This is a genomic window from Ulvibacter litoralis (assembly GCF_900102055.1).
Lineage (GTDB): Bacteria > Bacteroidota > Bacteroidia > Flavobacteriales > Flavobacteriaceae > Ulvibacter > Ulvibacter litoralis.
In genome coordinates this window covers 358,609-371,739 of the sequence record NZ_FNBA01000003.1, presented here as the reverse complement: position 1 = coordinate 371,739, position 13,131 = coordinate 358,609, and the positions used below count along the sequence as shown (strand labels likewise).

Here is a 13,131-nt window from a genome sequence, read left to right as displayed (position 1 = left end):
TTAAATTACATTCTTTGGCTTCTTCGTTTTCAATAATCGTTTGTAAGCAACCCATATTGGATATACTGTATATTTTATATGTAGTATTATTTTTTGACGCAAAGAAAGTCCTACTCTTTTAATAATATCATCTATTAATCTTCTATCTCGAAACGAAATAGCTAAGCCCGAAAGATAAGTAAACAAATATGAGGTCAATAAGTTTTTAGCTCTTAAATTCTCCATAATTAATCGTATCGCTTCTTTTTTTGAATTCTGTCTTACTGGGTTTTTCTTCCAGAATTCTCCTGTATTCGAATTGGCGTGTTTCCTTCCATAAAAAAGAGTTTTTTCGATGCAGACACCTTTTATTTTTTCAGAAAGGATTCTAGAATAGCACTCCCATTCTTCAGCATACATAAGGGTCTCATTGAATCTATTTTTTTCAAAACAGCTTTTAGACCACAGTACGGCACAAGAGTTAAAAGAAATAGTATGATCTATCATTTTTGACAGATCATTATGAGTAAATGTCACCTTTCCGAACGAATTTTTAGAATCAAATTTATAATCAAATTCTCCAAAAAAAACAGCTCTTAGATACCTGCAAAATTTGAAAGAACTGTCTTTTAATTCATTTAGACAGATTTCTAAATTCTGAGGATGCGGAATATCATCATCATCAAAAAAGATAATATAATCACCCGTAGCGGTATCAATTCCGTAGTTACGACAACCAGGCAATCCTTTTCCGTAACTATTGGGACGCTTCAGAAAAGAAAAGCGAGGATCAACCTCTAAAATAGGCGAAATCACCTCTAATGTATTATCAGTTCCTCCATCATCAATGATAAGGCACTCCCAATTTATATGTGTTTGTTTTTGGATAGCCGCTAAGGTTTCTACAATAAAGTGAGCTCTATTGTAGGTTGCCATTATAATTGAAACCTTATTCTCTTTTAATGTCAAAATAAAATACGTTTAATAAATCGCACTGGGCGCAATAAGCTAAAACCCAACTTAAATTCAATACGGTTTAAATTTTTAATTTTTTCTTTTTCTTCTTTTTCTAACAACAACAACAAATGCTTCACAAATCTTTTATAATCATTTTTATATAACTCACTGTGCTTGTTGTAGATGTAACTTAATATTTTATACTTAACCTTATTCGCCTTATTAGTTGTGGAATCATTTCGCTTTCTATACGTGTATAATGCATCTTTTAAAATAATTGCTTCTCCACCATTTTTAAGTAGTCTAATAAAAAACTCCCAATCTTCGAATCCATTTCGCATTTCTACATCATAACCTCCACTAAGGCTCCAATCTTCTTTCTTAAACATGGCTGTTCCTAAAGAATTATTAGCATATAAAAATTCGTTTATTGTGCCTCCTTTAGGTTTATATAATTTGTTTGAACCATTCTCAAAAAGTAAGTTAGCATAACAACTAACTATCTTAATATCTTTATTTTTCAAAAACATACCAATCGCTTTTTCGCAAAATGAAGGCTCAAAAAAATCATCACTATCCAACACTAAAATGTAATTTCCTTTAGCAGATTTAATACCAACATTTCTAGCAGTACTTTGTCCTTGATTATCTTGAGTTATAAGTTTTGTTACCTTTGATTCAATGTTTTTTAAAACTTTTTTAGTTTCAGAATTTGACCCATCGTCAACAATAATTACTTCTTTATTACTATAAGTCTGGTCAAGTGCAGATTGCACTGATTGCTCAACGTACTTTGCGTCATTAAAACATGGAATAATTATAGAAATTTTATCCATTTACCTTTTAACTGTTAATTTCATATACCTTAGTCCATTTTGCCTTGATTTGATTTTGAGAAAATTCCTCCTCAACAAATGAAATCGCAGCTATTCCCATTTTTTTTGTCAGCTCTGGATTATTTAATAATTGCTCCACCCTTTCGCTCATTAAATTTACATCATATTCTGGAACAATATATCCCGTCACATTATCCTTAAGTGTATATTTTACTCCACCAGAGTCAAATACCACTACAGGCAAACCACATGCCTGAGCCTCAATAGTTGCTAAACCTTGTGTTTCTCTTCTATTAAACTTAGTCGCTACAGAGGTAAAAATAAACACATCACTACTTCTAAGCATATCTCTAACTTCAAGTGGACTTTTTTTACCAACAAGTTTTATAACTCCCTCTAAATTCTTTGAAAGAATTATTTTTTCTAATTTACCTCTTTCACTACCTTCTCCTATTATTCTCAAGCTAATTTCACAGCCCTTCTTATTTAATAACTCAGCTACTTGAATAGCGTACTCGTGCCCCTTTACTTTTTCCAATCTACCGACTGAAATCAAATTGAATATGACTTGAGGAGTTTTAGTTGTTTCTCCTTTAACAAAAAAACTAGTATCTACTCCTACTGGTATTATTTGGATTTTATGATGTGGACAACCTAATTTTAATAACTCATTCGCTAAATAAGCTGTATTCGCGATAACTAAATCCCCGTAATTAAATAGTTTGTCATAATAGCCGTTATTAGGAATATGTCCATTTATTGGAAAGAAAGCATCGTGACCATGAAATGACACAATTAATTTCGACCTTAAAAGCCCTATTTTTTTTAAAACATCCATAGGCCAAGTATTAGTCCCATACTGAACATGTACTATATCGTACTCTTTAAACTTGCAATAGAAATGAAATTGATGAACACTAGATAGATTAATTGTTTCCTGTTCTTTGTAATACAGTATAAGTTTTTTTAAATATTTTAGATTTAAAAAAAACAGATAAACAGCAGAGATTAAACGAAAAACACGTGACTTTGGTATTCTAAAATCTTCAATTACTATCAAATTACATATACTATATTTGTATATCAACTCTTCTAATCTACTCCCTTCAATATCTAATAATTGTGAAACAATAATTTTAACTTTAAACCCACTCTCAATAGCTAAAATTATCTGAGCCAAGATAAAGGTTTCAGATAAATTAGGAAACTGATTTAGTTTAAATAAAATTGTTTTCAATGTCTTTAAAGATAAATGTTATCGTTTATTTTAACCAATTGTACATTTTTTTATTAACGCAAGATATCTTGACACAGTTAATCTAAGGATAATGTGTTTTCCCTTAGTATGAAGGTAATATAGACTTTTAATATTTTGAAATTTTTTGTTCTTAAAAATTGTATCGACCGAATCAGAAATTACTATTCTATTTAACCTTTCGGTGGAAAAGTTTTTTAATGAGGCACAACCAGAGGTTAAATCACTCAACAATGAATTAGATTCTAATGGAAGAATATCCATGTGCGGTCCATGCAAGAATCTATTTACTAAAAAAGAAATAAGAATATCTTTATTTTTTAATTGTGTGTCATTAAAAAAATTAGAATAAAGCTTTTTTAAATTTAAAATGAACTTAGCCTTTAAAACCTCATCAGACTTCATTTTTACAGTTAAACTATTAGGGTGATACCTATAATAATAGTATCCGGGATGGTCAATTTTGGTATAAACACTATGTCTAAGCGCTCTTAGAAAAAAATCATAGTCTTCAACTAAAAAAAAATTCTCGTTATATCCATTATTCCTTTCATATACTTGTTTTCTATATAAAAAACATGCTCCAATCACTCCATAAAACATTAAGTATTCTAGGGGCTTAAGCTTAGCACTATTCCGAAGCACTCCTTCTTCATCTATAATTAAATAATCTGCATATACAATATCTGCATTGTTTTTATTTAATTTATTATACATTCCTTTCAGAGCATCCTTCTGATAATAATTATCGTCAGATGTCCAAGTAATAAAGTCACCTTTAGCGATAAAATGCCCAATATTTAAAGATGCTGGCAACTTACTATTTACCTTATTCCTATGTACCTTAACCCGATTATCTCTTATTGCAAATTCGTTTGCTATCTCCAAACTGTTATCAGTTGAACAATCATCTACTATTATTAATTCAATGTTTTTATAAGTTTGGGACAAACAACTTTCTATAGATTGTTTTAAATAACGCCCACCATTATATACTGGTAAAACTATAGATATAAGTGGTTCTATCATTATTTTAAAAATCTTTTAATTTTAAAAAATGCTTTTTGTATAAAACTCACTTTAATTGGTAGACAATTTTTAAAAAAAGTTTCGTATTCTTCTATGAGTTCAGGATAAGTATCTTTTAGACGAATATAAATATATTTCTTTGAAATTAACACAAGTCTCGTAGGTTCACCAAATCGTATCTTGAAATTGTTTTCAATTAAATTCCAGCTGTAAATTGCATGAAGCACTTTTTGCTTGCTTTCAATATTACTTACATTATGTTCTCGATTTCTTCTATAATATACAGCACAGTTCTTATTATAGACAACTTTATTCATATTAATAAATATTCTCGAAAAAAACTCACCATCTTGATTAATCAATAAGTTTTCCAACCAATTTCCAGATAAGTGAATAATACTTCTGTGTATTAAGTAGGAATGATTCGGTAAAAAGCCTCCCGATAATGCTAAGGCATCCAAAAATTTTGGAATGTTGTCGAATGAATTGTATACTGGAAATTGCTTAGTATTATCTAATTTTTCGATACGATCTTCAAAAAAATTCCAACCACAGGTCGCAATTGTTCTAGTATCTTCTTCTAACAAATCATTTATCTGTAATTCTAGCTTATTACTACTCAATAAATCATCACTATCTAACCATTGTAAATAGCTTCCTTTACTCTTCTCAAAACCAAAATTTCTACAAGAATTTGCTCCTTTGGGTTTTATGTTTGGACGATCAAAATATTGAATTCGGGAATCCTTTTTACAGTATTCTTTTAATATGGATTTAGTGTTATCTGTAGAGCCATCATCCACAATTATACATTCCCAGTTAGAATAGGTTTGATCTAAAATAGAATCAATAGTCCTACCAATAAGAGCTTCCCTATTAAAGCTAGGAATTATTATTGATACTAACGGGGTCTTTATCATTTCTTAAAAGTAATAATTCTAATATAAACTTTCCAATTGGCCTAATACATTATTTCTTTGCGTTTTCTAATGTCAACTGTAATAAATTAATGTGTTTCTTTAAATTGAAATGTTCAGAAACATTTAATTTCCCTGCGGCTCCAAGTTTTTTAGCAGACTCAACATCGCTCAAAATTAGTTTCATATGAGAAGTCATTGTGTCAACATCATGTTCTTTAGATAATAAACCCGTCTCACCATGAATAATTACTTCAGGAATTCCAGCATGAATAGTTGAAATAACCGGCAATCCTGCAATACTTGCTTCTAAAACCGCAACAGGAGTTCCTTCCATATCTCCGCTTAATGACGTTATTGAATGCTGCACTAAGGCTATAGATTCTTTTAATAAATCTCTAAACTCTTCAGGCTTTATAACACCCAACATCTTTATATTGTTTTCTATACCATAATATTTAATTAGGTTTAAGCAACTATTAAATAATGCTCCATCACCAGCTAATAATAATTGAGCATTGGGATATTCTCTTAAAACATCTTTGAAAGCCAATATTGTATAATAAGGAGCTTTTTTATCGGTAAAACGCCCTACAGACAAAAATTGTTTCTTTGAAAACAAAGGGATAACTTCTTCAAATTCCGGCTGAGGGCCACAACGGTTAACTACTATTTTTTTTGATGGACAGCCGATAGATAACAACTTATCTTTCATAACATATGAAACAGCAATTACCTTTTGAGAAAGCTGAAAAACTTCCTTATAATTACCACAATCACTTAAAACCGATCTAACACTAGCATCATAACCATGAAAATGAACAACCACCGGCAATCCTGAACGTCTTAAAACCTCCCTTAAATGATGAGCATGTGTTCCATACTCAACTAAAACAACATCTATATTATTGAACTTAAGGCTATGTAATATTCTTTTCTTCCAAATATATGATGAAGACTTCTTCGTGATCTTAGCATAAATTTTAAGCAAAAGATTAGTATAATAACCCATCATTGCTTTATGTTTCTCTAAACGTATTCCTATACCTGTTCCAAAATAATAAAAAACATTACCATCTAAATAGTTTTTGTGTGCCTGTATAAACGTTTCGGAATATGGGTTTTCATTTGGCGAAAAAAGGGCTATGTTTAGCTTTTTATTTATCATTTCTTTACCAATCCGTATAAACCAGTTATCATTTGTCCTTCTTTAAAAACTACTTCAGAAGGTCTGTCAATTTTTATAAGATATTTAATTATTGGCATTAATACATTTGAAAGAATTTTTCTTTTATTAGAGGGCATTGAACTTCTACGAACCCAAAGACCAAGCATTTGTGCCATTGAAGCGTGCCAACCGCCGGTAGCTTTAATGTTTATTTCTGAAAAGCCTGAATTACTTAAATGCCGCTGTAACGAAAACGGAGTATATCGGTACTCATCATGAGGCACTTCATGTAAGTTCCACAAAAAAGGAACTGTAAAAAAGAAAACTCCCCCTGGCTTCAATACACGATACACCTCTTTTAAAACAATTTCGGGTTCTGGACAATGTTCTAAAACTTCTGTACCAAAAGCACAATCAAAACTTGAATTTTCAAAAGGCATTGTTATTCCATTCCAAGTAAAGTCGGGTTTAGTATCATTATCATAAACAAGGGCACTTTCAATATCTAAACCAATATAATTCCCAACCTCAGAATTCTCTAAAATATATTTTCTATAAGGCATTTTACCACACCCTATATCTAGTAATTCCCCTTTTAATTGTGGAAGAATTGAATTAAGCGCTAATAGAATAGCCCTTCGAATTGAATATCGATCTAAGTTATTAATTTGAATTTGAATATCTGTAAACCCTTTCATTAACTTACTTTTTCAAATACCGCCAACACATTTCGCCCTTTTATAAATTTACAAAGAATCTTTTTCAAAATATTAGGAGCTAATTTATTACTTAGTTTTAATACTGTTCTAACAAGACAATTAGCATTATTTAAGTGGAAGGTTAAAAAATCTGAATACGATACTTTTAATGGCTCAAACTCTAAAGAAATAAGTTTAAGAGGAAAAACTCTTTCCAATGACTTTAAAGATTTTCCATTCCACAATCCAGCATGATGCGGAGGTAGGTTTAATGTATGAAATTTATCATTAATAAAGAGGTAAGGATTATTATTTGGCACGCCAATAATCATTCTTCCTTTTTTATCTAATAACGAAACTGAAGCTGCAATAAAATCATTAACACCTGTAATATGCTCTAATACTTGGAAACAACAAACTACTGAGTATTTATTTATGGCTTCTTTAGCCTCTTGCTGGACTAATTTTTCTGTAACATTCAGCCCTTTCTTCACACATTCCTTAACAGCCAAAGGATTAAGCTCTAATCCTTTTGATTTGATATCTCTAGCTTTAAGTCGATCTAAAAACGCTCCAAAACCAGAGCCTATTTCTAGTACTGAATCTGTTGTGTCTAAATATTTTAAAGTGACTCCATGCTCCCAGCGATTTGAATAATAATTTTGCCGTTTTGCACTTAAATCTTCATAAAAAGCAGCATCCCCTATCGTCGAATAAGGATAATAAAACCTATAACTTGTTTCTAAACACTCATAAAGACTGACTCCTTTTTCATCAAAAAATCGTTCAACATCTATTCCTATTTTTTGATAATTCGAAATAATTTTATCCGACTCAAAAGTTTCAATAAACTTTACATTTACTGAGCTAGGGACCAAAGGGCTATATATTACTTCTTTCATCTAATTTACAGGTATTGCTATTTCACTAAATTTTACACAGAGCTTCGCAACAAAAATTAAGTTACATTTCTTGATAATTTACATCTTGACTCCAATTCTACAGGTATAATCTACCCTACTCAAAAACAGAGTAATATTATTTTTCTCTAAATATTCATCAACTGCTTTTTTACAACCTTCCCAATGTCCGTAATCATCTATAATAATAATTCCTCCCTTTACTAACCTAGGAAATAAGTGTTCCATCTCATGCTTAGTAGATTCATACCAGTCAGTATCTAATCGCAAAAGGGCTATATCTTTAGGTGTATCATTATTTGGAATTGTATCTTCTACTTTTCCTTTTATATACTGAATCTTTTCTTTAGGATAATTTAAAGTTTCTATATTAGACCGGACTTCATCTAAAGATGAATAACACCAATCTCCTTCCTTATCTTTATAAATATCTTTTGCAAAGTTTCCATTAAAAGACAAATCTACATCCTGAGGTTCGGTCATTCCTTCAAATGTATCGTATAAATAGATATCCTTAATTGAATTTTGATTTTTTAAAGCTAAAACAGCAGCCATAATACTCCCGCCTTTCCAAACTCCGCACTCTACAATAGCCCCATTTATTTTATTCTCGCTTATATAATCGATAGCCCTAATTAATGAAACTATACGTTCAGACCCCGTCATAGTAAAACTAGATGTTTTACTTATAACATCATTTTCAAAGGATGTAAAATCAGTTTGCGAATTAGAGGCTACAATCACCTTATTTTGAGCTAATTTAAATCTTTTTAAAATAAATCTCTTTAGTCTAGCTTTCATATTATATCTTTTCTATAACCCATTTAGAATCTTCAATGTACTTACACGAACCTGGTTCCCAATTGTAATCGTCCCTCTTATTTTTAATCATTTCAATTTTAAAATTACAAGCTGAATCTATAAAATCAAACCTCTCTTTATTTTTTGAATCTGAAAGATAAACCCGTAACGAATAATTACCTATATATAAACGACTTTTTTCAACGATACAGCTAAAAAGATACACCCCTTTTTCACGTTTCACATTAAATTGAGAATCTATTTGCCACAAATGTGTAATAGGAGCTTGAATCTCATCTATAACCTGAAAGGACAAAGCTAGATTATCAACCCCAAATGGCAATTCAACTTTAAAATTAATTTTTAGTTTTTTACCAAACTCATGAATATTATTAGGTAGACTTGTGTCAATATAAATCTCCCTTATCTTTGGTGAATCAATTTGCTCATCAAAATGATAATTAGGTTCTTCAGATTCACCCTTTAAGTATTCTTTTATTGCTAAATCAGTTTCTCCTTCAAAAGAGACTTTTCCATTTTTTAAAACCAGAACACGATCTGTTAATAAAGAAATTGCATTCATATCATGACTAACAAACAAAACAGTTCGTCCCTCTCCTTTACTAATTTCTTTTACTTTGCCTATAGCTTTTTTTTGAAATTCGACATCACCTACAGCTAATACCTCATCTATAATAAGAATATCTGGCTCTAAGTGAGCCGCCACTGCAAAGGCTAGACGCACGGTCATCCCACTACTATATCGTTTTACAGGGGTATCGATATACATTTCACAACCTGAAAAAGCAACAATTTCATCAATTTTAGATGAAATTTCAGATTTTGTCATTCCAAGAATTGCTCCATTTAAATAAATATTCTCTCGCCCTGTAAGTTCAGAATGAAATCCTGTTCCTACTTCCAACAAAGATGCAATACGACCTTTTGTTTTAATAACCCCTGTTGTAGGACTTGTAACACGAGAGAGTATTTTAAGTAAAGTAGATTTACCAGCACCGTTTCTACCAATAATTCCAAGAACCTCTCCTTTTTGCACTTCAAAGTTAATATCTTGTAAGGCCCATACATAATCACTACTAGCCTTGGCATTTCTAACATTTAAAGCTCCAACCTTCAAATATGGATCTTCTTTACCTCGAATGCGATGCCAAAACCTATTTAAATCGTGTGCAAGCGTACCTGTACCTACCAATCCCAGACGGTATTGTTTGCTTATGTTTTCAGCTATTAAAATAACAGACATTTACTTCTTTTTTAAATAATTTTCGATTCTAAGGACCTATTCTTAAACAGTATCTATAAACGTTTTTTCAGTTCTGTTAAATATAATTAACCCAATTAAAAAAAGTGAGACACATATAAAAAGTGTATAAAAGAACCCTAACCAACTAAAGGTTCCTGTATTTAAGAGCATATATCTAAATCCTTCTATTATCTGTGTTACTGGATTATAAGCAACTATATCTGCTACCCATTCGGGTAGTTTTTTTCTAGCTTCACTTAAAGGATAAGGCACCGCAGAAATATACATTAACAATGTTGTTGCAAAACCAACCAAAACCGTTAAATCTCTATACTTGGTAGTCATTGCAGACACAGTCATTCCTATCCCCAACCCTAACAAAGCAATCATTATTACATACACTGGGAAAAGAAATAAATTAGAAGTCACACCAAGGTCAGCCCCGCTAAACACATAATAAAGGTAAAACACTCCAAATATGATTAATTGAATCCCAAACTTGAAGAGGTTAGAAATGGTAACGGAAATAGGTGTAATAACCCTTGGAAAATAGACTTTTCCAAAAATTCCAGCGTTTCCTCTAAAAGTATTTGATGTACCATTAAGGCAAGCAGTAAAATAATTCCAAGCAGTTATACCTGCCAAATTAAACAAAAACGGAGGTATATTCCCTGTCGAAATACTCCCCAAATTATTAAATACCAAGGTAAATATTACCGATGTAAATAGAGGCTGGATTAAATACCAAAGTGGTCCTAAAATAGTTTGTTTGTAGACAGTAGTAATGTCGCGCTTTACAAAAAGAAGTATCAAATCGCGATACCTCCATATTTCCTTAAAATTAAAATTTATTAATTTATGTTTAGAAGAAATTTCATAAAGCCATTTATCATCACTATTCATTATCCTTTAAATTTTTCCCACGTAATTTTCATCCCATCTTGCACAGAAAACAAGGGATTGTACCCCATCAACTCTTTAGCTTTATCAATATTTGCCAATGAATCGCGAACATCTCCTCTACGATTTGGCCCATAATTAGGCTCAATATTTTTACCTGAAATCTCTCGTAAACTACTCCAAAGTGTATTTAAACTAATGCGTTTTCCGAAGGCAATATTAAAGACTTCATTTACTGCCTCTTTAGGTGCAAATAGAGCTCTTACATTTGCTTGCACTGCATTTTCTACATACGTAAAATCACGTGTCTGCTCACCATCTCCATTCATTGTTGGTGCTTGATTATCAACCAAAGCCTGCATAAATAATGGAATTACTGCTGCGTAGGCCCCAGTTGGACTTTGCTTAGGTCCAAAAACATTAAAATACCGCAATCCAATCGTTTCTGTACCGTATGTTTTGTGAAACACATCTGCATACAATTCATTAACCAATTTTGTTACTGCATATGGAGACAAGGGTTTCCCTATTTTATCTTCAACTTTAGGCAATGAAGGACTATCTCCATAGGTAGAACTTGATGCCGCATACACCAAACGCTTTACACTTGGGCTATCCTTTTGTGCGATTAACATATTTAGAAATCCAGATACATTTACTTCATTAGACGTTGCTGGATCATTAATAGACCTTGGCACTGAACCTAAAGCCGCTTGATGTGATACATAATCAATACCTTCCATTGCTTTTGCACAGGTTGCTACATCTCTAATATCTCCTTCGAGAAATTCGAACGCAGGATGGTCTTTAAATTCTGAAAAATTAGCAATAGATCCTGTTGCTAAGTTATCCAGGACTCTAACTTTTTTAGCTCCGTATTTTAATAAATAGGTTGTTAAGTTTGAACCAATGAAACCTGCTCCTCCTGTTACTAGAAAACTGTATTCTGAAAGGTCGTGGGTATGATAGGGTGTTTTAAACATTATAGTCTGCCGTCTGTTTTTTCTTTTGGAAAGAAAGATTTTACATCAAATACTACTGATTTTTCAGCAGTAAACTTTTCGATTTCGAAAGTATTAAATTCTTTATGTGCTACCGTTAATATAATAGCATCGTAATTATCTTTTAATTGTTTTGTTTCAGAAAGTAAGGAAATATCAAATTCTTTCTCTACTTCGGAAACATTTGCCCATGGATCGTATACATCTACATTAAGATTAAATTTCCGAAGTTCAGAAATTACATCTATCACTTTACTATTACGAATATCTGGACAGTTTTCTTTGAAGGTAATACCCAATACAAGAACATTTCCGTTCTTTACTTTCGCATCCTTCTGAATCATTAGTTTTATAGTCTCATGAGCTACATAACTTCCCATCGCATCATTCATTCGACGTCCTGCTAGTATAATTTCTGGATTATACCCTTCTTCTATTGCTTTTTGAGCTAAATAATAAGGATCAACCCCAATACAATGTCCTCCTACCAATCCTGGTGAAAACTTTAAGAAGTTCCACTTCGTCCCTGCAGCTTCAAGAACGTCTTGCGTATTAATATCTAACAATCTAAAAATCTTAGATAATTCGTTTACAAAAGCAATATTAATATCACGTTGCGAATTTTCAATCACCTTTGCTGCTTCAGCAACCTTAATTGTAGGTGCCATGTGAGTTCCAGCTGTTATAATTGATGCATATAAATCATCAACATATTTTGCTATTTCTGGAGTAGAACCAGAAGTAACTTTTAATATTTTTGTTACGGTATGTTCTTTATCTCCCGGATTTATTCGTTCTGGCGAATACCCTGCATAAAAGTCTGTATTAAATACCATTCCTGAAACGTTTTCAAGAATAGGAACGCAAATATCTTCTGTTACCCCAGGATATACAGTAGATTCGTATACAACAACATCTCCTTTTTTAAGAACATTTCCAACCGTTTCACTTGCTTTTTCAAGCGGAATTAAAACGGGTTGATTGTACTTATTAGTAGGGGTTGGAACTGTAACAATATAAACAGTAGCTTTAGCTAAAAGAGCTATATCTTTAGTGATAGTTAACCCTTTATTCTCTAAAACTGTTAAAACAGATTTTAAATGTTCACTAGAAACTTCTAATGTATGATCTTCACCTCTGTTGAGTTCTGCAATACGCTGATCGTTAATATCAAAACCTATTACGTGGTATTTTTCTGCAAATGCTACCGCTAAAGGCAAGCCTACATATCCTAAACCAATAATTGCAATCGTGGGATTTTTTTTCATTATTCTAATACTTAGATTGAAGAAAATAAAAAATTTCTTCTTTTTTTGGAATTACCTTAAACACAATAAATCGCTTCAATTGAGCATAACCAATCCTCATTAAACGGCAAAATTAAAGCTTTTATAACAAACAGCAAC

13 protein-coding genes are annotated in these 13,131 nt (G+C 31.6%); all 13 read right to left on the bottom strand.

The features are described 5' to 3' along the window. The 13 genes from BLQ00_RS11770 to BLQ00_RS11710 all read right to left on the bottom strand — a co-directional run bounded on the left by BLQ00_RS11770 (window position 1) and on the right by BLQ00_RS11710 (window position 12,993). Window positions 1-948, bottom strand: a complete 948-nt coding sequence (locus tag BLQ00_RS11770; protein ID WP_139149403.1) for a glycosyltransferase family 2 protein — start codon at window positions 946-948, stop codon at window positions 1-3. Further along, a complete protein-coding gene (locus tag BLQ00_RS11765) occupies window positions 945-1,772 on the bottom strand; it encodes a glycosyltransferase family A protein (RefSeq protein ID WP_093144496.1) in 828 nt (275 codons plus the stop codon). The genes BLQ00_RS11770 and BLQ00_RS11765 overlap by 4 nt, the downstream gene beginning before the upstream one ends. Before the next feature lie 7 nt (window positions 1,773-1,779). After that, window positions 1,780-3,009, bottom strand: coding sequence for a glycosyltransferase (locus tag BLQ00_RS11760; RefSeq protein ID WP_093144495.1), 1,230 nt, complete (start codon window positions 3,007-3,009; stop codon window positions 1,780-1,782). A gap of 30 nt (window positions 3,010-3,039) precedes the next feature. Continuing rightward, a complete protein-coding gene (locus BLQ00_RS11755; protein ID WP_093144494.1) occupies window positions 3,040-4,056 on the bottom strand; it encodes a glycosyltransferase family 2 protein in 1,017 nt (338 codons plus the stop codon). Continuing rightward, the gene (locus BLQ00_RS11750) at window positions 4,056-4,976 is read right to left on the bottom strand and encodes a glycosyltransferase family 2 protein (RefSeq protein ID WP_093144493.1); all 921 of its coding nucleotides are present in this window, start codon (window positions 4,974-4,976) and stop codon (window positions 4,056-4,058) included. Before BLQ00_RS11750 ends, BLQ00_RS11755 begins: the two co-directional genes overlap by 1 nt. Before the next feature lie 49 nt (window positions 4,977-5,025). Further along, window positions 5,026-6,141: a glycosyltransferase gene (locus tag BLQ00_RS11745; protein WP_093144492.1), complete on the bottom strand. Its 1,116-nt coding sequence runs from the start codon at window positions 6,139-6,141 to the stop codon at window positions 5,026-5,028. Beyond that, the gene (locus BLQ00_RS11740) at window positions 6,138-6,839 is read right to left on the bottom strand and encodes a class I SAM-dependent methyltransferase (protein ID WP_093144491.1); all 702 of its coding nucleotides are present in this window, start codon (window positions 6,837-6,839) and stop codon (window positions 6,138-6,140) included. The genes BLQ00_RS11745 and BLQ00_RS11740 overlap by 4 nt, the downstream gene beginning before the upstream one ends. Beyond that, window positions 6,839-7,741, bottom strand: a complete 903-nt coding sequence (locus BLQ00_RS11735) for a class I SAM-dependent methyltransferase (protein ID WP_093144490.1) — start codon at window positions 7,739-7,741, stop codon at window positions 6,839-6,841. Before BLQ00_RS11735 ends, BLQ00_RS11740 begins: the two co-directional genes overlap by 1 nt. Before the next feature lie 78 nt (window positions 7,742-7,819). Continuing rightward, window positions 7,820-8,560, bottom strand: a complete 741-nt coding sequence (locus BLQ00_RS11730; protein WP_093144489.1) for a TylF/MycF/NovP-related O-methyltransferase — start codon at window positions 8,558-8,560, stop codon at window positions 7,820-7,822. Window position 8,561: 1 nt separating this feature from the next. Then, on the bottom strand, window positions 8,562-9,824 hold the full coding sequence (locus BLQ00_RS11725; RefSeq protein ID WP_093144488.1) for an ABC transporter ATP-binding protein: 1,263 nt from the start codon (window positions 9,822-9,824) through the stop codon (window positions 8,562-8,564). 42 nt (window positions 9,825-9,866) lie between these two features. Further along, complete coding sequence (locus tag BLQ00_RS11720) at window positions 9,867-10,727, bottom strand: ABC transporter permease (RefSeq protein WP_093144487.1); 861 nt, start codon at window positions 10,725-10,727, stop codon at window positions 9,867-9,869. After that, complete coding sequence (locus BLQ00_RS11715; RefSeq protein WP_093144486.1) at window positions 10,727-11,707, bottom strand: SDR family oxidoreductase; 981 nt, start codon at window positions 11,705-11,707, stop codon at window positions 10,727-10,729. Before BLQ00_RS11715 ends, BLQ00_RS11720 begins: the two co-directional genes overlap by 1 nt. Further along, window positions 11,707-12,993: a nucleotide sugar dehydrogenase gene (locus BLQ00_RS11710; RefSeq protein WP_093144485.1), complete on the bottom strand. Its 1,287-nt coding sequence runs from the start codon at window positions 12,991-12,993 to the stop codon at window positions 11,707-11,709. The genes BLQ00_RS11715 and BLQ00_RS11710 overlap by 1 nt, the downstream gene beginning before the upstream one ends. Between the last annotated feature and the right edge of the window lie 138 nt (window positions 12,994-13,131).